Below are 20,977 nucleotides of genomic sequence, written 5' to 3' on the forward strand. Positions count from 1 at the left end.
ATGAGTATAAAGATATCAATCCCGAATCCCCGTCATTGTCTCAGAATTCCCTCGCACTTCAGCATAGCACAACCCGAGTGTGTGCAAAGTGAACGTTTGCTTCAGCATTTCAAGGGTTTTTGCGTCGAGAACAGACCATGACGCACCCACGCAAAGCGTCGTAATGTGCCGTAATTCATTTGCAAAGGTTGCTTCACTGGCATCTGCGGTCAGACTCATCGACTGAATTGGCTGCAAATTTGGAGCCTGCATGTCGGGCAGAGCAGCTGAATTTTATTCAGATTCGCCAATGAATTTTCGACGCGCATTGGAAACAATCGCGACCTGATGCCGCTATTGTGAAGAACTCGAGCGCTCGACGAGTCAGCGCTCGATACAGTGTGAGAGTTGTCCGGGCTAAAGCTTCTGCTTAGCCAACTTGGTAGAATCTCCGAAAAGGCGCTATCTGAACGGGGTTACCGGCCGGTTCTTTCTCTTTGACAGACTCGAAACCGGGGCTTACTCCACTTTTGGCGGTGTCCGATTGCTCTGGCATCATCGTCAACGGGGCCCAGGGGTCAGCCATCTGGCTGGTCCAAGTTTACCGGGCTCTGGTTTATTGTGTATCGCTGCGGTCCGTCCGCGATGTAAGTAATGAGTAACAAAGCCGATTGGAGACAATCTGACCATGGCGTTACAATTCGATATCGGCATTCTAGGACACTCTGGCTTTGTTGGTTCAACCCTCGCGCGAGCTCTGCCGGATGCGCATAGGTTTAACTCTCGCAACGTGCAAAACGCCGAAGGCCAGAGATTTGACACGCTCTATTGCGCTGCTGCGCCCGGTTCAATGTTTGAGGCCAACAAGTATCCGGACCGCGACGCCCAAAGCATTGATGCATTGATCGCCTCGCTTTCACGGATGCAAGCGCGCAGATTTGTGCTGATTTCAACAATCGCCGTACTGGACCGTTTCGATGGCAGATATACTGAAACTAATGCAAATTACCAGGAAACCGTCGCCTATGGCGTCAACCGCAGAAGGCTGGAGCAAGCCTGTCAAGCCCATTTCCCGCAATGCCTGATCGTTCGCTTACCAGCCTTGTTCGGGCCCGGGTTGATGAAGAACTTCATCTTCGACCTGATGAATCCCATGCCCACCATGCTGAATTCGGCCGCGTATGAAAAGCTGGAAACCCAGCTCCCGGCCTCATTGACCCCAACGTTAGGTAAAATTTACTCCGCCGATGATGCAATTGGTATGTACGTGATCGATCGTGCTGCACTGGCAGCCTTGCCGGATCGGGCTGAACTGACGGCCGAGGCGGATCAACTTGGCATTAACGCCGTCATGTTCCACAACTGCCAAACCACCTATCAGTTTTATGAAATGACGCGACTGAATTCGGACATCAACCTTGCGCTGGAGGCCGGGCTGGATGTTCTGCACCTTGCGCCGGAACCGCTTATGGCATCCGAAGTTCATCGCGCCCTCATCGGACGGAACATGCCCGAAACTGCCGGAAAACTCCACCAGGAAGACATGCGCACTCAACACGCTGGGCTTTTCGGCCAAAACGGTCCATACAATCGCTCCGGCGATGACGTACTGGCGGCACTGACCAGTTTCTTCTCAGCCTCGATGGAAGGTTGAGCAATGCAATATGCCGTTTCAAATATCGCCTGGACCGCAGATGATCGCCGCGACGCCTATGCCAGGCTACAGGCTGAGGGCATTACTGGGCTAGAGATCGCCCCTGGCCTGCTGTTCAACACTGCAGACGACCCTTTCGAGCCAACCGATGCCCAGATCGCGTCAGTTCGGGACGAACTTGAAGAATTCGGGCTGACACTCGTTTCGATGCAGTCTCTGCTTTTCGGAGTCGAAGGTGCCGATTTATTCGGTGAAGATACTGGACGGATGGCCTTTGAATGGGGATTGAAACGCGCAATCACTTTGGCAGGTCGGCTCGAGATACCCAATCTTGTGATGGGCTCACCCAAACAGCGCCAGCGACCACCGGAAATGCAACCGGTCGCAGCTGTCGACAGGGCCATCGAAATTCTGACACCGCTCGCTGACGCCGCCGCAGCTGCGGGCACAATAATCGCGATGGAGTGCAATCCAGAAGAATATGACACCAATTTCCTGATAACGCCCGATGAAACGCTTGATTTCGTGAAACGCGCTGATCATGCTGCAATCATGTTGAATTTCGACGTTGGTGCGACGCTGCTGACCGGCACATTTGATCGGGTCAAGGATCAGTTGACTGCGGCGGGCCAGATGCTCAGCCATGTCCACATCAGCGAACCTTTTCTCGCCCCCGCACCTGCAAGCCCGGAAGATGCGGCATTGGTGCTGAACACCCTGCGCACGCTTGGATACCAACGCGCGGTTTCGATCGAAATGCGTCGTCCCGAGGATGGGCTGACTGGTCTGGATACCGCGCTGAGAAACCTGTCGGCGGCACGTCATCTCAGCGGAGGCGATCCATGAGGGGACCGAAGCTGCGCGACGACATACTGATTTCTGTATGCTTCACAGACGCCTACGCTCCCGACACTGCGGTTCCGCATATCGCGGCGACTGCGGAAATATTAAAGAACAACTACCGTTATTGGGAAATACTCGTCGTCAACGAAACCGGCTACGATACCGCCTTGGAAGAGGCGCTGATCACAGTCCCGAACGTGCGCTATCTGTCGGTGGTACGCGGATTAGACAACAGTCAACGCCGGGTCATTGCCGCCTCGGAAGCGATCGGAGACTTTGTGGTCATCACCTCGGTGAACGAGGTGAACAGCTTCGATATTCCCGCAATGATCGACAAAGCACAGGACCACAACGCTGTTGTCTTGGGTCAGCGCAAGGCCATGGTGATGGCCGAACCTTTCATCGCAATTCTTGGCCGTGCCAGCGGATTTCAGGCCAGCACCCGCGACATGCAGACCATCACGATACCGCGTACGGCCCTGAATCGCCTGCTCAACGATGCGAACCCTGTGCTCGCCCTGCGCTTTCCGCCTCGGGACAACTCGTTGACCGTGCTTCGACGCGCGCCCGACGTCAAAGGTGCCGCATCCGTTCACGAATCCACCTGGGTGGCGCGCACAACCAGCCGGTCTGACCTGCTACTACGGATGGTGACCGAAGCGGGACCTTCACTGCTGAGTGCCGTGGCATTGTTTTCTGCATTCATGTTTGTCAGCGCGGTGCTTTTTGCGATCTATGTGGTGGTCATATATCTCACCAAAACGGATATCGCCGAAGGCTGGACCACCCTGTCGCTTTCGATTTCGGGTATGCTCGCGTTCCTGGGTGCCGCTCTGTTTGCGATTTGTGTGACCCTGCGCAAGGCGATGGAGATCATACGCGGCCGTACAGTCGACTATCTGGTGGCCGAGCGTAGTTCGGTTGATCTGTTTGAAAGCGTGTCGAATGCGCTCAATGTCGATACAGATGGCACCGAAAAGCTTGAAGATCGGCAAGAAGCCCCCGCGCCAACCGCATTAGTACAGAAGCGTTCGGCAGGTGGTGCACCGTGACCTCGCCGCGTCGAGTCAAGTATCTGGTGATAGGCGGCGGGTTCTATGGTTGTTGCCTGGCCCTGTTTTTACGCTCGACTACGCGCGATGTCGTTCTGGTCGAAGCAGGATCCGAGATCATGACGCGCGCATCGCGGGTCAATCAGGCGCGCTTGCACTCAGGCTTTCATTACCCGCGTTCGATGTTGACTGCGTTGAAATCACGCAAATTGTGCCATCGTTTCGCCAATGATTTTCCCGATGCGATCGTATCTGATTTCCAGATGCTCTATGCCGTGGCGCGTCAACGTTCGAAAGTGTCTGCCAATCGATTTCGCAAAATGTTCGAGAATATGAAGGCGCCGATTGCGTTGGCGTCGCGGCAGGAAGCCGCATTGTTCGATGACGACCGGATCGAGGCGGTTTTTCGCGCGAATGAATTTGCCTTTGACTACTCTGTCCTGGCAAATCAACTGGCGGCCCGGATGGATGCGCTCAATCTCGATTTGCGGCTTGGGACCGAGGTCTTGTCCATCGACGACAACTCAGATGCACATGCAGCGGTCGTTCATTTGTCGGATGGCAGCGAAATTTTTGCAGACCACGTATTCAACGTTACCTATGCCCAGATCAACCACGTGCTCCGTCAATCCGGTCTGCCTCAGGCGCGTCTTAAACACGAAATGACAGAGCTTGCCCTCGTTGATCCGCCCGACGAGATGCAGGGCTATGCGGTCACGGTGATGGATGGGCCGTTCTTTTCGCTCATGCCCTATCCAGCGGCAGGAAAGTATTCGCTGACCCATGTGCGTTACACTCCGCATGTCAGTTGGACGGATCAATCAAGACCGGTTTCACCCTACGACGCTTTCGCCCGGCTTGAGCCTGAAAGTCGACTCAGACACATGGTTCTGGACGCGTCCCGGTATCTGCCTTGCGTAGGGGGCATTTCGGACGGAGATTCGATCTATGAGGTCAAAACGGTTCTGGTAAAGAACGAAGTTGACGACGGACGCCCAATTCTTGTCCACGAAGAACCGCGCGGTGGTCGAGTCACATCTGTGCTGGGCGGTAAGATCGACAATATTTATGATCTGTTTTCCCATCTACGCACCCAGCATGATGCGCTGAAACGAGCGGACTTTCGATATATCCTTGCGGACAGAGACGGCCATGTCACGGAAACGGCATGAGTTTCTGCGATATGGCGCCACGGTGGCGCTTGGCCTGATCGTCGATCTGGCCGCCGCGCGCAGTGCGTTGGCGATTGGTGTCCCGATTGAACTCGCCGCCGTTATCGGTGTGGTCTTTGGTGCGATCTTTAACTTTGTCGTTCTCGATCTTTGGGCCTTTGCCGGGCAAAAGGCAAAAGGCTCCGGCTCGCGACGGCTTCGGTATCTGGGGGCGCTTGGCGTCACCATGGCAGTTCGAGCTGTAGCGGTCTGGGTATTGGCCGCCCTGCTTCCTGCACAGACAGCGCCTATGGTGATCTTGTGCCTGGCAGTCGGCGTGTCTTTCACCGCCAATTTTTTGCTTTCAAAACACTGGGTTTTTCAACGCAACGATCAGCCCCAATCAACATCTGGAGAATGATCGGATGTCCCCAAGTACCGACACCGAATATCAGGACGCTGCGCCATCGCTTGCCGCCGTCGACGATGCGAGTTGGCAGGTGCCGGACTTCGATAGCCTAGAGTTGAGCCCGAAACTGCATGACGCTGTGCTGGTGATACCTGTCTTGAACGAGGGCAAGCGGATTCAAGGGCAGTTGCGCAATCTTGCCGCGCTGAACCACCCAATTGACATCATTATAGCCGATGGAGGATCGACCGACGGCTCGCTGGAAGAGGATTTCCTGCGCGACGTCGGTGTACGCGCACGATTGACCAAAACCGGGCCCGGAAAACTCAGCGCTCAACTTCGCATGGCTTATGCTTGGGCATTGAAGCAAGGGTACCAAGGCATCGTGACTGTGGATGGTAACGGGAAAGATGGCATGGATGCCGTTCCTCTGTTTTTGCAGAAATTGTCGGAAGGCTATGACTATGTTCAGGGCTCGCGCTATCATCCGGATGGCGCCCACAAAAACACGCCGCTCGAACGTACGGTGGCAAACCGCATGATCCACGCGCCGATGCTGAGTCTGGCATCGGGCTCGAAGCTGACAGACACAACAAACGGCTATCGCGCCTATTCTGCAAGTTATCTTCTCAATCTTGCCGTGCAGCCGTTCCGTGACGTGTTCAACGCTTATGAGCTATTGTTCTATCTCAGTGTGCGCGCCGGGCAGCTTGGGCTGCGTGTCACCGAAGTTCCGGTGTCACGCAGCTATCCCAAGAGTGGCAAAACCCCCACCAAGATCGCGGGGTTTTCCGGCAAGTTGAAGATCCTGCAACAAACACTGGCTGCCGCGTTGGGGCGGTATTCACCTTAAAACTGATCCGGCGATAGTCAGAACAAGCTTTCTAGATATTTGCTCATCTGGAAAATCTCCAGCACCAAAGCTCACCATAAGGTGAGCGCCGTCAGACAAAAGCACATGGCTTTTTCAGCTGTTTTCGCTACACTGCGCCCGCAGGTTTAATTAGTTGTTTGTTTCATCACAGAGGCTCCCGAGCTTTGGAGAAAATAACGGTCCCCCAATCAACCAACGGCATCAACACGGGCCTTTCGTCCCTGTCGGGCTGGGGTATGTTCTGGCTGATCGTGATGACGATTGCCTCATTCATTCTGTTTCAGGACGGCATTAATGAACTGTTCGAGGCCTGGAGCCTGCCTGAATACAGCCATGGACCGCTCATCCCGCTATTGTCTGCGCTGCTGTTTCTGAGGCAACTCAAAACGGTGCCGGTCATCACCGGTCCGCTGCCCGACCGCAAACCGGGTGTGATCCTGTTTGCTTTTTCCCTGTGCCTGGCAATTGCAGGAAAGCTGATCCAGATCGGCGATATTGTCGCCTATGCGATGATCCTTTGGGTCGGAGCCATATTGCTGATCAGCTTTGGATGGCAGCGCGGGCGTAACTTCTGGCCGCCGGTCTTGCATCTGATTTATATGCTGCCTCTGCCCGTCGGCCTTTATTACGGGGTTTCAACATATTTGCAGGGGGTTTCGTCGGAACTCGGAGTTTATTTTCTGCGGTTTTTGCAGGTGCCAGTGTTTCTGCAGGGCAACATCATCGATCTCGGGGTCTACAAGCTGCACGTGGCCGAGGCCTGTTCCGGCCTGCGTTATCTGTTTCCGATCCTAAGTTTTTCTTACATCTTTGCGGTACTGTATCGAGGCCCAACCTGGCACAAGGCCGTTCTTTTGCTGGCCACCGCACCGATCGCGGTTTTCATGAACTCGGCCCGCATCGCCTTGGCCGGGCTGGTCGTAAACACGTATGGCATGGAGTATGTCGAAGGGGTTTCTCATTTCTTCGAAGGCTGGGTGATCTTCGTCGCCTGCATCCTGTTGCTGTTCGCACTGGCGTGGCTGATGCTGTTTCTGCGGCGTGACAAGATGGGTTTGGTCGAGGCACTGGATCTGGACACAAGCGGGCTGTTACAGCAGGCAGCCCGGATACGGCACATTCAGCCCTCGGGCGCCCTGATTGGATGCACCATCCTGGCTATGATAGTAGCGATCCTGTGGTCAGCCATCCCTACGCGCGACACAACCATCCCGATTGTACGCGACCCATTTGCCCTGTTTCCGACCCGCATCGGCGACTGGCAAAGCGGCCCGGCCCGGGTGCTCGATCCAACGGTCGCGCAGATCCTCGCCGCCGATGATTATTATTCGGCAGAGTTGCAACGACCAGGAGATCTGCAACAGGTCGATCTGTTCATGGCGTGGTACGCGGATCAGAACCAGGGGGGTGTTCATTCCCCAGAAGTCTGTCTGCCGGGTGGAGGTTGGGAAATTGCCCAATTGGAACAGATTGATGCGCCGGTTGCAGGGGATCAGGCCTTTACGTTGAATAAGGCGATCATCCAGCAGGGCCAGACCCGCATGCTTGTCTATTTCTGGTTCGAACAACAGGGGCAGCGCACCGCATCGGGATTTTGGGCGAAACTGCAGCTTCTGAAAGGCAAGATTATCAACGGGCGTAATGACAGCGCCCTAATCCGCCTGATCACGCCCATCGAGAGCACCGAGAACGACGCAATGGCACAGGCCAAGGCGCGCCTTGACGCCGCTACTCGGGACATTTTATCAGAGTTACCTCGTTTTTCTCCGGGACTCCCGAGTACCAAAGCATTCGATACAACGCCTTTAAGTCGTTGACAAAATCCCGGACTATACAAACAACTATCCCTGCGCTGCAAAGCTGCGCTCCGCAGGACCGTGAAACGGGAAATTTGGAATAATGGACATTAAATTTCTTGATATCCCCGATATCCGACTGATCACGCCCCGGCGTTTCGGCGATCACCGCGGTTTTTTTGAGGAAACCTACAACCACGACAGCTTTGTCAACCATGGCATCGAGACTGTGTTCGTGCAGGATAATCATTCGCTGTCCCGATCCGCAGGCACGGTGCGCGGCCTGCATTTTCAAGCCCCGCCGCGCGCTCAGGCCAAACTGGTTCGCTGCGGGCGTGGGCGGTTTTTTGATGTTGCCGTCGACATCCGCAGAGGGTCGCCGACCTTTGGTCTATGGGTTGGCGCAGAACTCAGCTTTGAGAATGGCCGGATGCTGCTGGTTCCTGCCGGGTTTGCCCACGGCTTCATGACGTTGGAGCCGGAGACAGAGATTGTCTACAAATGTTCGGACACCTACGCGCCGGAAACAGAAGGCGCCCTTCGGTGGGATGATCCCGATATTGGAATTAATTGGCCCCTCGACATGGCCGAATCCAAAATATCAGATAAAGATAAAGCAGCCCCATTTTTGCGAGATATAGAGTCCCCGTTTACGATTGAGGATGGTTAATGAAAATTATGGTCACGGGCGGTGCTGGCTTTATCGGCTCTGCCGTTGTTCGGCGAGCGATTGCCTATGGACATTCGATCGTAAATGTCGACGCCCTCACCTACGCGGCCTGTCTGGATAACGTCGCTTCCGCATCAGAGTCGCCTGAATACGCGTTTGAACATGCGGACATTCGGGATGCCTCGGCGATGTCTGCGATCCTGTGCAAATATCAGCCCGACGCGATCATGCATCTGGCCGCCGAAAGCCATGTCGACCGCTCAATCGACGGTCCTGCGACCTTTATCGACACCAATGTAACCGGGACATATGTGTTGCTGGAAGCGGCCCGCGCCTATTGGATGGATGCAGGTCGCCCCGAGACCTTCCGGTTTCACCATATCTCAACCGACGAAGTCTTTGGCTCGCTGGGCGAGACCGGGTTTTTCACCGAAGACAGCCCCTATCAACCCAATTCTCCCTATTCTGCCTCGAAGGCAAGCTCGGATCATCTTGTCCGCGCCTGGCGCGAAACCTACGGTCTGCCGGTGGTTATGACCAATTGCTCGAACAATTACGGCCCCTATCAGTTTCCGGAAAAGCTGATCCCGGTAGTGATCCTGAATGCATTGTCCGGCAAACCGATCCCGATCTACGGGGCTGGCGATAATATTCGCGATTGGCTGCATGTCGAAGATCATGCCAAGGCGTTGTTGCTGGTGTTAGAAAAAGGCAAACTGGGTCGAAGCTACAATATTGGCGGCGAAAACGAGATGACCAATCTAGATCTGGTCCGGATGATCTGTGCAATTTTGGACCAGTTGAAGCCAGGCAAGACGCCTTATGCCGATCTGATCACCTTTGTCACTGACCGCCCCGGTCATGACCGCCGCTATGCCATTGATCCGAAACGCATTCGGGAAGAGCTGAACTGGCGCCCCACCTTCACACCCGAAACTGGCCTTAAGCAGACCGTGCAGTGGTATCTGGACAACGACGCATGGCTCAACGCCCTGCATACCCGAAGCGGCGTAGGTGAGCGGCTCGGGATTGCGCGATGAAGGCGCTGGTCTTCGGCTATACCGGTCAAGTGGCGTCAGAGCTGCACAGACGTGCAGGCGTGCATGGTGTCACACTCGAAGCGTTAGATCGATCCCGGGCCGATCTGTCCGACCCCGTCGCTTGTGCTGAAATAATTCGTCGTGCGGATGCAGACGTGATCATCAATGCCGCCGCCTATACAGCGGTTGATGAGGCCGAAAAAGAACCGGATTTGGCCCAGCTGATCAACGGAGATGCGCCCGGTGCCATGGCACGCGCCGCGGCAGCGCGCGGTCTGCCGTTCCTGCACATCTCAACCGACTATGTCTTCGACGGATCAGGCAGAACCCCGCACGCGATCAAAGACTCGACCGGTCCACTAGGGGTATATGGCCGAACCAAGCTGGAAGGAGAACGCCGGATTGCCGAGGCCGGAGGCTGGCACGCCATTCTGCGCACAAGCTGGGTGTTTTCTGCACATGGGAAGAACTTTGTAAAAACCATCCTTCGGTTGGCCGAAAACCGGGACACGCTGTCTATCGTGGCAGATCAGATCGGGGGGCCAACGCCTGCCGCTGATATTGCCGAGACACTTTTGGCGATCGCCAAGGCAGCCCCCGCATTCGAGGGCGGCGTGTTTCATTACGCGGGCGCGCCGGATGTCAGTTGGGCAGATTTCGCCCGTGAAATTGTTTCACAAGCGGGTTTGGCTTCTCAGGTCAATGATATCCAAACCGTAGACTACCCGACCCAGGCCACAAGGCCACTGAATTCACGCCTCGATTGTTCACGGCTCATGGAAATACTTAATATCCCACAGCCCGATTGGAAAGCCGGCCTGACCGATGTTCTGGCCGAATTGAATGCCCTGAGCGACTAGTATTTGAGAGGATAAGCTATGCAACGCAAAGGTATTATTCTTGCCGGTGGATCCGGCACACGGCTTTACCCGATCACCATGGCCGTCTCAAAACAATTGCTGCCGATCTATGACAAGCCGATGATCTTTTATCCCCTCAGTGTTCTGATGCTGTCCGATATCCGCGAGATTGCGATCATCACCACGCCTCAGGATCAGGATCAGTTCCAGCGTCTGTTGGGCGATGGCAGCCAATATGGCCTGTCCCTGACTTGGATTACTCAGCCCTCCCCTGATGGCCTGGCGCAAGCCTACATACTGGCAGAGGAATTTTTGGCAGGAGCGCCATCCGCGATGATCTTAGGTGATAATATCTTTTTCGGCCATGGCCTGCCCGACCTGTTACGCGTTGCAGATGCGCAAGTTCAGGGCGGTACAGTGTTCGCCTATCGCGTGGCTGACCCCGAACGCTATGGCGTGGTCGATTTTGATGGAAACAAAGCACGCGCAATCATCGAAAAACCCAAGATACCACCGTCGCATTATGCAGTTACGGGATTGTATTTTCTGGATGCGGACGCGCCCGCCCGCGCTCGGCAAGTCCAACCCTCCGCGCGCGGTGAGCTTGAGATCACGTCTCTACTCGAAACCTACCTGGCCGAAGGGAGGTTGGACGTTCAAACCATGGGTCGAGGCTTTGCGTGGCTGGACACGGGCACGCATGGGTCACTGCTGGATGCCAGCAATTTCGTCCGCACGTTGACCGACCGCCAAGGCATGCAAACCGGAAGCCTTGACGAAATCGCCTGGGCTAATGGCTGGATCGATGATCAAGCCTTAGCCGAACGCGCAAAGCTGTTCTCTAAGTCCACTTATGGTGAATATCTAGAGCTGCTTCTAAAGTAATCGCTGAGTCGATACCAAGTCTTCTGCGGGCAGTACTCCGATTCAGTCTGATCGCATCACAGTCATTGAAGCTTTTTTGGCAACAATAAGACCTGCAAAGCGCTGATCGTTCATTCAACTTATGATACCGCCCACCAGAGGACACTTTTTTGTCAAAATTCAAAATTTTAGATGGTAACAACGGCTACTTTCTGACAATTTCGGATCAGTGTTACCGATTTACTTGGTTAGGATAGTTCGCGCCATGCTCAGAAGGCTTCTGGCAATTGCATCTGCCGTCGCATGTATAGCGACCACATCAAATGCCACTCCTGTAACTTTGGATTTTACCGGCACTCGCGGCGGCGACCTTGACCGTGTAGGAACACGCGCGGCAACTTTCGATGAGGGTGGTATTTCCGGATCTGTCTGGTCTGGCTCAACTGTGTACGGCGGCCTCTTCTCAACCATCACGGCCCATCGTAATGGGATTGGTGTTGATAATGGCTCGTATAACGACAATTCAAGGATTGATGGTAGTCGCGGCGACGATTGGCTGACCTTCACATTTGATTCCGCAGTTGAGCTTGTGTCGGTCACGTTCGCCAGCTTCACCGCATATCGAAAAGGCAGATTGGGTTGGCGGCGTGACGACGATGACGCCTGGGTCAATGTGCACGGAGACGGGCAGCCTGGCACATTCACCGATGAAAGGACTTTCTTCTTCGGCGATAACACCATTGCTCGCGGATTTTCTGTGGCAGCATTCGGCGCCAACGATGATTTCGTCGTCTCCAGCGCAACTGTTGCTGCGGTTCCTCTGCCCTCGGCAGCTCTGTTGCTGATGGGCGGTCTTGCTGGGTTTGGCCTGATACGTCAACGTCAACGTCGGCGTGTTGCCTGATATCAGCTTGTTTCAGAACCAATTCAGAGCCTGCCTGGACCGGCAGGCTTTTTAGCAACATGACAACCAACAGAGCGAATCAGATTGCACAACCCGGCTCACCCTCAAAGACAAAGAGGCAAAGATTGGCAATTTGCTGCACTTAGGAAAGTTAAGAAATGAACCTCAACTCAAAATTGTTTGCACTTCTACAATACGGAACAATGGCAGTTAAAGTGCTCAATTGTGCTTCAAATAAGGCGAAAAAATGTCGTTCGGACCAGATTCACGCTTTGAGAAGTTGCTAAAAACTGTATAAACTGGTTCACGTACTTGTGGCACAGTTTCGTAGTATATCGTGTCTGCAGCGGTCCGATTCTAAGGGGATATTTTTTTGCCCCACGGATTGCAGCGTAATGGTGAAGCCAGATTTGGCTTAAGGTTAAAGGTTGATATGTCTATTCAAGATACGAACATTCGCGCCGATTCCAGAGCCTGTGGCACTGTTATACAGGCCGGTCGAGCAGCCAGCGAAACAACTCAAATTTACCGCAGTGTATTCAAACGCCTGCTTGACTTGACTATCGTCCTGTTGGCTTTGCCAATCGTAGCACCCATCGTTTTGGTGTTGGCTCTTCTTGTTGCGCGCGATGGCTCGAACCCATTTTATGCTCAATCTCGTGTCGGCCGCGATGGTCGGATTTTCAAGATGTGGAAACTGCGCTCGATGGTTCCGAATGCGCAGTCGATGCTTGATGATTACCTGTCCGCAAACCCGGAGGCCCGCAGCGAATGGGACGAAACTCAAAAGCTGCAGAACGATCCCCGCATCACGCAGTTCGGCCTTGCGCTTCGCAAAACATCTCTGGATGAACTGCCGCAGTTGTGGAACGTGCTGATGGGTGAAATGAGCTTGGTCGGACCACGCCCGATGCTTCCCGAACAGCGAAAGCTGTATCCGGGCGAGGCCTATTTCTCATTGCGCCCCGGCATGACAGGGTCGTGGCAAGTATCCGAGCGCAATGCCACTTCCTTCGCAAGTCGCGCCGAGTTCGACACTTCCTACGCCAGAAATTTGAACCTCAAAACCGATCTGGGTATTTTGTACTCCACGGTTGGCGTGGTCGTCCGAGCCACGGGCATCTAAGCGAGTATTCTCAACTGCAGCGTAGCTGTGCCGCGCCAGCCCAAGGCTTCCCTGGACTGGCGCAATGAGTTTTCCACCTTAGGATTGTGGAGCATTCGGAAACCATTGATGTACGCTCTTCTTTCCTGAATATCCCGGCCCTAAGGCTCGAATACGACATTTTCTTAACGTTATAAGGCTCCTGCACCACAATGATGGGGATCGAGTGCAGCAAAGGCCATAAAATTCAGAGCACATGCACCACTTTCGTTTGGCAATCCCTACAGCGGGACATAAACTCAAACCGGTTTATTAATGGATGGTTCTACAGTGAGTATTTCTGCCAGGGACGGCGACATCGCAATCGTTGGCATGGCCGCGCATCTGCCTGGCGCGTCTTCGATTGAAGCCTATTGGTCCAATCTGCGTGAGGGGGTGGAATCGATCCGCCAACTCAGCAGAGAACAGCTTCTTGCAAACGGTGAAACACCGCACCTGCTTGAGCGGCCGGACTATGTTCCCTTCGCCGCGCCTTTGGACCGGTTCGAAGAATTCGACGCCGAGTTTTTCGGGCTGTCGCCGAAGGAAGCCGCCATCATGGATCCGCAGCACCGCCAGTTTCTGGAGGTGGCATGGGAGGCACTGGAAAACGCCGGTCATCCGCCTGAGAGCTTTCCTGGTCCCATCGGTGTATTCGCCGGATGCGGAATGGGCAGCTATTTCTATTTCAACGTCTGTTCGAACCGGGATCTGGTCGACGATGTGGGCATGTTTCTGTTGCGCCACACGGGCAATGACAAGGATTTCATGTCCACACGGCTCAGCCATATCCTCGACCTCAAAGGGCCAAGTGTGAACGTGCAGACCGCGTGTTCGACTTCGTTGGTTGCAACCCATTACGCAACACAGGCCTTACTGACTGGTGAGTGCGACATGGCAATTGCCGGAGGGGTCACGATCGAGCTGCCCCACAACAGGGGCTATGTATACAAAGAAGGCGAAGTACTGTCGCCTGATGGCCACTGCCATGCCTTCGATCATCGTGCGCAAGGTACTGTTTTTGGGTCAGGTGCAGGCGCTGTTGTCCTGCGCCGTTTGTCTGACGCAATTGAGGATGGGGACCATATCTGGGGCGTGATCCGGGGCACGGCGATCAACAATGACGGGGCAGCTAAAGCCGGGTATTTGGCTCCGTCTGTCGATGGTCAGGCTGCTGCGATATCGGAGGCCCATGTGATGGCCGACGTTCAGGCCGACACGTTGGACTACATCGAATGCCACGGGACCGGCACTTATCTGGGTGATCCGATCGAGGTTGCGGCCCTGACCCAGGCGTTTTCGGAAACCACGGACGAGACCGGTTTCTGCCGGTTGGGTTCGGTCAAGACCAATATTGGCCATTTGGATACCGCCGCCGGGGTCGCCAGCTTGATCAAAACCTCGCTGGCACTGCACCACAGGCAGATCCCGCCCAGCCTTGGGTATGAAAAGCCCAACCCTGCCATCGATTTCGAAAACAGCCCGTTCCAGGTGAACGACACCCTCACCGATTGGGTTCCGCACAACGGCCCACGACGAGCCGGTGTCAACTCTTTGGGCGTCGGCGGGACCAACGCACACGCTATTCTGGAAGAAGCGCCCGAGCGGGCCGCGTCCCAACCTTCGGACTGGCCGTTTCAGATCCTCACTCTCTCGGCACGAGGCAAGAAAGCGTTGGATGCCAACAGTGCCGCATTAGCCGAGCATTTGCGCGCCAATCCAGATCAGAATTTGGCGGACATCGCCTGGACCTTGAAAAACGGGCGGCGCGGGTTTGAAAAGCGGCGTGTAATCGTCGCTGAAACCCATGAAGAGGCAGCGGCCACACTGGAGGAAAATGATCCGCGCCGGGTATTCACGCACACGGTGATTTCGGACGCGCCCGAACAAGTCTTCATGTTTCCCGGCGGTGGGGCGCAGTATGCTGGAATGGCACGGGACCTCTATGAAACTGAACCGACCTTTGCCGACTGGATGGACCGCGGTCTGGATATTCTGCAGGCCAAGCTTGACTATGACATTCGTGCGATCTGGTTGCCAGAACCGGGTCAGGAAGAGGCTGCAGATGAGCGACTGAAAACACCCTCGGTGCAGTTACCGCTGATCATGATCACCGAATATGCGCTGGCGCAGCTCTGGATGGAATGGGGTGTTCAGCCCGCCGCTCTGGTCGGCCATTCGATGGGCGAAAACACCGCCGCTTGCGTGGCTAGTGTGATGTCATTCGAGGATTGCATCGGTCTGGTGCATCTGCGCGGGCGTCTGTTCGATACCGTCCCCGCTGGCGGCATGCTGAGCGTCCCCCTGCCCGCAGACGATCTGAGACCGCTTCTCGGAGACGAGCTTGATCTGGGCGCTGTCAACGCCCCGAGTCTGAGCGTTGCAACCGGACCTCAGGCAGCACTGGACGATCTGGAGGAACGCCTGCGCAATCAGGGTGTAGACTGCCAGCGTATACCGATTGATATCGCCGCGCATTCGCGGATGCTGGAGCCGATCCTGCAGGAATTCGGTGACTATTTGCGCTCGATCGAATTGAAGGCACCGCAGATCCCCTTCCCCTCGAACCGCAGCGGCAATTGGATCACCGAGGCCGAGGCCACGGACCCCGAATACTGGGTCGGCCATCTGCGCAACACCGTGCATTTTGCCGATTGCATTACCACACTGTCTGAAAACCCCGAGCGCATCTTTATTGAGGTTGGCCCGGGCAAAGCGCTGGCTTCGCTGACCGGGCAACATGACAAGGTAGACGCCAATCAGGTGATCAGCAGCCTGCGCCACCCGAATGATGATGTGGCTGACGATGCCTATTTCATGGCCATGCTGGGGCGTATCTGGGCTTTGGGCGGCACGTTCGACTGGGAACAGATCTGGGGTGAGGCGCGCCGCAACCGGGTACCCCTGCCGACCTATGCATTCCAGCGCTCACCCTATTTCATCGAACCCGGCAAGACGCAGGCGGAGACGGCCAGCCAGTGGTTGATGCGCACTGAAGATTCAGCCGATTGGGGCTATCGCGTCGCCTGGACGCCGAAATACGCGGCCTGCGATGTCGATGTTACCGGCGATCTGTCGGATGCGGCACAGGAAAGCTGGCTGATCTTTGCGGATGAGGCCGGGCTGTGCAGCAAGCTGACCGAACGTCTGAAGCAAGCCGGGCACAAGGTGGTCACGATCACGCCGGGCGATGCTTTTGCCCGCATCAGTGACGATCACTATCAACTGGCCCCGGAACGCGGGCGCGAAAGCTATGATGCTTTGATCCGCGATCTGGTAGCGCAAGAGCGTATTCCGACCCGGATCGTGCACGGCTGGCTGCTGACACAGGCCGAGACCTTCCGCCCCGGTGGCAGCTTTTTCCACCGCAATCTGGAACAAGGCTTTTACGGCCTGTTCTTTCTGGCACAGGCAATCGGCGATGAAGACCTGCCTATGCCCCTGCACCTCCATGTCCTCAGCTCGGGCGCATTACAGGTCCGGGATGAGGCTCTGCCCTATCCGGAAAAAGCCACCGTGACCGGCCCGACCCGGGTGATCCCGCGCGAATTCCCCGGCCTGACCTGTGCGCTGCTGGATATCGATCTACCACAAAGCGCTGGCAAACGCCGGACCCCTGCCTTGCCCGAAGGCCTGACGGATCAGGTGCTGGAAGACCTGCTGGCCCCGCCCGCCTCGTTCACGGCGGCAATCCGTGCTGGCAAGCGGTTTGAACAGGGGTATCGACCGCAGGCACTGGAAGAGCCGTCTCTGGAAGACCTACCCCTGCGTGACGGCGGCACCTATCTGATCACCGGCGGTTTTGGGGGTATTGGTCTGACACTGGCCGAGGCGCTAATTTCGAAGGTGAATGCCAATATCGTCCTGCTCGCCCGCGGTGAACTGCCGCCGCGGGACCAATGGGAAAACGTGCTGAACAATTCAGCGCCTCAGGACAAGACCGCCCGCCGTATCCGTGCCGTCGAAAAGCTGGAAGCCGTAGGCGGGAAAGTTCTGCCGATATCCGTGGATGTCAGCAATGTTGAAGAGATGCGTCGTTGCGTGGATCGCGCGACGCAGGAGTTCGGCCAGATCAATGGGGTGATTCATGCGGCCGGCCTGATCGATGACGCGCCGATCATGACCAAGACCATGATGGAGATTGAGGATGTGTTCACACCCAAGATCCATGGCACGCAGGTCATAGACCAGATCTTCCCCGACGGATCGCTGGATTGGCTGGTTCTGTTCTCGTCCAGCTCAACCGCGACAGCGCCTGTGGGTCAGGTCGATTACGTCGCCGCCAATGACTATCTGAACGCCTTTGCCCGCGCGCGCTCGGGCGGCAAAACGCAGGTTGTGTCAGTCAACTGGGGTATTTGGGCCGATGTCGGCATGGCCGCCGACGCGATGGAGGCACGGACCGGGTCCAGTGAACCGGCTCCTGTCACCTCGGCGGGCGTTCCGATGCTGGATCAGGCAAGCTTTGATGACGCTGGCAACCGCCTGCTGAGCGCGACCTATAACGCCCATGATCGCTGGTTCCTGAATGACCACAGAACCAAGGCCGGGCACGCTTTGGTACCCGGCACCGGCTATCTGGAGCTGGCCTCCGAAGCGCTGCGGGTACAGGGCGAAACCGGCCCGTTTGAAATCCGTGACCTGTATTTCCTGCGCCCCCTTGCGGTTGCGGACAGTAAAGATCAGCAGGTCCGTCTGCGCCTGCCACGCAGCGATGTTGGCTATGATCTGACGGTCGAGAGCGGATCGGATGACGCGTTCGAGCTGAATGCACAGGCCAGCCTGTCGCTGCTGCCGCTGATCGCACCCGCACCGCTGGATGTTGCGGCCATCGCGGCCCGTTGTGGCACGGCCCATCAGGCCGAGGGTGCGGGGCGCCTGCGGTCCCTGCAGGAGGCGCATCTGAACTTTGGTCCGCGCTGGCGGGTCCTGACCTCAACCGCGCTGGGGCAGGATGAAGGTCTGGCTCATCTGGCCCTGCCCGAAGGCTTGCAGACGGATATCGAGGCGGGCTATCACCTGCACCCTGCCCTGATGGATCTGGCCACGGGCTGGGCGATGGAGCTGATCGCAGGATACCAGGCCTCGCACCTATGGGTGCCGGTCTCGTATCGCTCGGTGCGTGTCTTTGCGCCGCTGCCCGCGCAGATCGTCAGTTGGGTCCGCAACGCGGGTGACAACCGGGCCGAAGGCGAAACCGCCAGCTTCGATGTCACCATCGCTGCGCCAGACGGCACGATCTGCATCGAGGTCGAGGGCTTCTCGATCCGCCGGATGGAGGATGCCGTGGATTTCGCCTTCACCGAAAGCGCGCCTGTCGTCACCTCCGAGGTCGACACCCCAGCGCCCCTATCCCCGGCCGAAGAACGGCTGCGCCATAACCTGTCTCAGGGCATTCCGGCATCAGAAGGGCCGGGCCTGTTCTTCAAGGCGCTGACCAGCGGGCAGTCTCAGATCATCCTGTCCTCGCTGGATCTTGACGGGCTGATTGCACAGGCTGCCGATAGCGGAGCCTCCACCGAAAGCTCGGATCAGAAATTCCAACGGCCCGAGTTGGACTCGGATTACGTTGCGCCGGAAAATGATATCGAACGCCGTCTGGCCGGGTTCTGGCAAGAGCTTCTGGGTGTGGACGAGATCGGTGTCGAGGACAGTTTCTTCGATCTTGGCGGGCACTCCCTGATTGCGGTGCGCCTGTTCGCGCAGATCCGCAAGGCCTACAATGTGGACTTCCCGATCTCGGTCCTGTTCGAGGCCCCGACCATCCGCACATGCGCCGACCTGATCGCCGCCCGCGGCGTGCCAATAGACGCGGGCGAAGACGATGCGCCGGCAACTGCGGCCCCGGCCACACCGGAACGTCGCTTTACCCATCTGGTTCCGATGCATTCCGGCGAGGGCGGACCGAAGACACCGTTCTTCCTGGTGGCCGGCATGTTCGGAAACGTCCTGAACCTGCGCCATCTGGCGCATCTGGTGGGCACCGACCGTCCCTTTTATGGGCTGCAGGCACGCGGTCTTTACGGGGATGAAGAACCACACCGTGATCTGCGCGAAGCGGCCAGAGACTACATCGCCGAAATGCGGCAGGTACAGCCGACCGGTCCCTATATGCTGGGCGGCTTCTCGGGGGGCGGCATCACCGCCTACGAGATCGCGCGTCAGTTGACCGAAGCCGGTGAAGAGATCGCAGCGCTTGTGATGCTGGACACACCCTTGCCCGTTCGCCACCCGCTGACGCGACGGGATCGTCTGGTAATCCAGTTGCAGGAGCTGAAGAACAAAGGCGCAAGCTATCCGATTCAGTGGGCAAAAAACCGGATCGCCTGGGAAATACAGAAGCGTCAGCCCAAGGATGAGATCGCCGAAACTGGCCAACAGTTCCACGATACCGAGATCGAAGCTGCGTTCATGGAAAGCGTGAACAGCTATCCCCTGAATGCCTGGGACGGACCACTAATCCTGTTCAGGCCACCGCTGGTCGGAAAATGGGAGGTTGCGCCCGGGAAGCTGGTTCACCACGAACGCTACTATCTGACCCATGACAATGACTGGACACCCTGGGCCCCGAATATCGAAGTGTTCGAAGTGCCCGGTGATCACGACTCGATGGTGCTGGAGCCGAATGTGCGGGTGCTGGCAGCGCAGATGAGATCCTGCCTTGAAAATGCAGAACGCCAAATTTTGCGCCCGCGACCCACTCTGCAAGAGGCAGCGGAATAGCCATGCCTGATCCTGTACTTCTGACCGTAATTCTGAACTATAAAACAGCGGACATGACGTTGCGGTCGGTCGAGGCGGCAAAAATAGCCATGGAGGGGATCCCCGGAGAGATCATCGTTGTAGACAACGACTCGCAAGATGGATCTTTCGCGGCGATCTCGACCCATGTTCATGATCAAGGCTGGGATCAGGACAATCGCGTTCGGGTCATTCAGTCAGGGCATAACGGCGGATTTGGCGCTGGCAACAATGTAGGTATGCGCGCGCGGCTTTCGGACGGAACGCGGCCCGATTACGTCTACATCCTGAATTCCGATGCCTTCCCCGCTCCAGATGCAATTCGCATTTTGCTGGAGCATCTTGAAACTACACCCGAAACCGGGTTTGCGGGCAGCTACATATTCGGCGACGACGACGAGCCCCACCTGACCAGCTTCCGCTTTCCTTCGGTCGCAAGCGAGTTTGAAAGCAGCATCAACTTTGGCCCCGTCACCCGGTTGTTCAAAAACCGGATCGTACCCATTCCGATCCCGTCCGAAACGCGAACAGTCGACTGGCTGGCCGGTGCCAGCCTGATGATGCGGCAACGCGTTCTGGATGAGATCGGTCTATTTGATGAGACGTTTTTTCTGTATTTCGAAGAAACCGATCTCTGCCTGCGAGCGGCGCGCGCGGGGTATCGCACCGATTATGTACGCGCCAGCGAGGTGATGCATATCGGATCTGTTTCAACCGGCATGAAGAACTGGAACCGGGTGCCGACCTATTGGTTTGACTCACGCCTGTACTATTTCGTCAAAAACCATGGCGCTTTTTACGCCGCCTGCGCTACCTGCGTACATTTGACTGGTGGCTTTCTGCACTGGCTGCGCTGCTTAATAACACGCAGGCGCACCGGTGTGCCGCCCCATTTTTTGCGTACTCTTGCCTGGCATGACCTGTCCGCATGCATGCGCGCGCCGTGGCGCAAGCGCAATCCGGATGCTCAGGCCAGGCCCGTTATTGGAGAATGAA

15 protein-coding genes are annotated in these 20,977 nt (G+C 56.4%); all 15 read left to right on the plus strand.

Annotation, left to right across the window (positions count from 1 at the left end; genetic code table 11):
* The first annotated feature begins 667 nt into the window (after window positions 1-667).
* The 15 genes from ACR0DU_RS10280 to ACR0DU_RS10350 all read left to right on the plus strand — a co-directional run bounded on the left by ACR0DU_RS10280 (window position 668) and on the right by ACR0DU_RS10350 (window position 20,976).
* A complete protein-coding gene (locus ACR0DU_RS10280; RefSeq protein WP_480874250.1) occupies window positions 668-1,633 on the plus strand; it encodes an NAD-dependent epimerase/dehydratase family protein in 966 nt (321 codons plus the stop codon).
* Window positions 1,634-1,636: 3 nt separating this feature from the next.
* Window positions 1,637-2,479 (plus strand): sugar phosphate isomerase/epimerase family protein, encoded by an 843-nt coding sequence (locus tag ACR0DU_RS10285; RefSeq protein ID WP_480874252.1) that lies wholly within the window; start codon window positions 1,637-1,639, stop codon window positions 2,477-2,479.
* Window positions 2,476-3,528, plus strand: coding sequence for a hypothetical protein (locus ACR0DU_RS10290; protein WP_480874253.1), 1,053 nt, complete (start codon window positions 2,476-2,478; stop codon window positions 3,526-3,528). Before ACR0DU_RS10285 ends, ACR0DU_RS10290 begins: the two co-directional genes overlap by 4 nt.
* Window positions 3,525-4,700 (plus strand): FAD-dependent oxidoreductase, encoded by a 1,176-nt coding sequence (locus ACR0DU_RS10295; RefSeq protein ID WP_480874255.1) that lies wholly within the window; start codon window positions 3,525-3,527, stop codon window positions 4,698-4,700. Before ACR0DU_RS10290 ends, ACR0DU_RS10295 begins: the two co-directional genes overlap by 4 nt.
* A complete protein-coding gene (locus tag ACR0DU_RS10300) occupies window positions 4,681-5,100 on the plus strand; it encodes a GtrA family protein (protein ID WP_480874258.1) in 420 nt (139 codons plus the stop codon). Before ACR0DU_RS10295 ends, ACR0DU_RS10300 begins: the two co-directional genes overlap by 20 nt.
* 4 nt (window positions 5,101-5,104) lie before the next feature.
* Window positions 5,105-5,941, plus strand: coding sequence for a glycosyltransferase family 2 protein (locus tag ACR0DU_RS10305; RefSeq protein ID WP_170546040.1), 837 nt, complete (start codon window positions 5,105-5,107; stop codon window positions 5,939-5,941).
* 185 nt (window positions 5,942-6,126) lie between these two features.
* Complete coding sequence (gene xrtD, locus ACR0DU_RS10310) at window positions 6,127-7,779, plus strand: VPLPA-CTERM-specific exosortase XrtD (RefSeq protein WP_480874261.1); 1,653 nt, start codon at window positions 6,127-6,129, stop codon at window positions 7,777-7,779.
* Between the two features lie 82 nt (window positions 7,780-7,861).
* Window positions 7,862-8,428 (plus strand): dTDP-4-dehydrorhamnose 3,5-epimerase, encoded by a 567-nt coding sequence (gene rfbC, locus ACR0DU_RS10315; protein ID WP_480874264.1) that lies wholly within the window; start codon window positions 7,862-7,864, stop codon window positions 8,426-8,428.
* Window positions 8,428-9,468, plus strand: coding sequence for a dTDP-glucose 4,6-dehydratase (rfbB, locus tag ACR0DU_RS10320; protein WP_010442191.1), 1,041 nt, complete (start codon window positions 8,428-8,430; stop codon window positions 9,466-9,468). Before rfbC ends, rfbB begins: the two co-directional genes overlap by 1 nt.
* Window positions 9,465-10,328: a dTDP-4-dehydrorhamnose reductase gene (gene rfbD / locus ACR0DU_RS10325; protein WP_480874266.1), complete on the plus strand. Its 864-nt coding sequence runs from the start codon at window positions 9,465-9,467 to the stop codon at window positions 10,326-10,328. The genes rfbB and rfbD overlap by 4 nt, the downstream gene beginning before the upstream one ends.
* 18 nt (window positions 10,329-10,346) lie before the next feature.
* Window positions 10,347-11,213: a glucose-1-phosphate thymidylyltransferase RfbA gene (rfbA, locus tag ACR0DU_RS10330; protein ID WP_010442193.1), complete on the plus strand. Its 867-nt coding sequence runs from the start codon at window positions 10,347-10,349 to the stop codon at window positions 11,211-11,213.
* A 244-nt stretch (window positions 11,214-11,457) separates the two neighbouring features.
* Entirely contained in the window at window positions 11,458-12,096 is a 639-nt protein-coding gene (gene mprA / locus ACR0DU_RS10335) for an MprA protease, GlyGly-CTERM protein-sorting domain-containing form (protein ID WP_480874269.1), read from the plus strand.
* A 433-nt stretch (window positions 12,097-12,529) separates the two neighbouring features.
* Window positions 12,530-13,222: a sugar transferase gene (locus ACR0DU_RS10340; protein ID WP_010442195.1), complete on the plus strand. Its 693-nt coding sequence runs from the start codon at window positions 12,530-12,532 to the stop codon at window positions 13,220-13,222.
* A gap of 294 nt (window positions 13,223-13,516) precedes the next feature.
* Window positions 13,517-19,963, plus strand: a complete 6,447-nt coding sequence (locus ACR0DU_RS10345; RefSeq protein WP_480874270.1) for a type I polyketide synthase — start codon at window positions 13,517-13,519, stop codon at window positions 19,961-19,963.
* A 2-nt stretch (window positions 19,964-19,965) separates the two neighbouring features.
* The gene (locus ACR0DU_RS10350; RefSeq protein ID WP_480874274.1) at window positions 19,966-20,976 is read left to right on the plus strand and encodes a glycosyltransferase family 2 protein; all 1,011 of its coding nucleotides are present in this window, start codon (window positions 19,966-19,968) and stop codon (window positions 20,974-20,976) included.
* Window position 20,977 lies beyond the last annotated feature (1 nt).

The sequence above is a fragment of the Ruegeria sp. G2 genome, from assembly GCF_056533505.1.

Excerpts from the sequence above, each read along its gene's own strand:
- ACR0DU_RS10280 (WP_480874250.1), top strand. The coding sequence starts at position 668 with ATGGCGTTACAATTCGATATCGGCATTCTAGGACACTCTGGCTTTGTT.
- ACR0DU_RS10285 (WP_480874252.1), top strand. The coding sequence starts at position 1,637 with ATGCAATATGCCGTTTCAAATATCGCCTGGACCGCAGATGATCGCCGC.
- ACR0DU_RS10290 (WP_480874253.1), top strand. The coding sequence starts at position 2,476 with ATGAGGGGACCGAAGCTGCGCGACGACATACTGATTTCTGTATGCTTC.
- ACR0DU_RS10300 (WP_480874258.1), top strand. The coding sequence starts at position 4,681 with ATGTCACGGAAACGGCATGAGTTTCTGCGATATGGCGCCACGGTGGCG.
- ACR0DU_RS10305 (WP_170546040.1), top strand. The coding sequence starts at position 5,105 with ATGTCCCCAAGTACCGACACCGAATATCAGGACGCTGCGCCATCGCTT.
- rfbC (WP_480874264.1), top strand. The coding sequence starts at position 7,862 with ATGGACATTAAATTTCTTGATATCCCCGATATCCGACTGATCACGCCC.
- rfbB (WP_010442191.1), top strand. The coding sequence starts at position 8,428 with ATGAAAATTATGGTCACGGGCGGTGCTGGCTTTATCGGCTCTGCCGTT.
- rfbD (WP_480874266.1), top strand. The coding sequence starts at position 9,465 with ATGAAGGCGCTGGTCTTCGGCTATACCGGTCAAGTGGCGTCAGAGCTG.
- rfbA (WP_010442193.1), top strand. The coding sequence starts at position 10,347 with ATGCAACGCAAAGGTATTATTCTTGCCGGTGGATCCGGCACACGGCTT.
- mprA (WP_480874269.1), top strand. The coding sequence starts at position 11,458 with ATGCTCAGAAGGCTTCTGGCAATTGCATCTGCCGTCGCATGTATAGCG.
- ACR0DU_RS10340 (WP_010442195.1), top strand. The coding sequence starts at position 12,530 with ATGTCTATTCAAGATACGAACATTCGCGCCGATTCCAGAGCCTGTGGC.
- ACR0DU_RS10345 (WP_480874270.1), top strand. The coding sequence starts at position 13,517 with ATGGATGGTTCTACAGTGAGTATTTCTGCCAGGGACGGCGACATCGCA.
- ACR0DU_RS10350 (WP_480874274.1), top strand. The coding sequence starts at position 19,966 with ATGCCTGATCCTGTACTTCTGACCGTAATTCTGAACTATAAAACAGCG.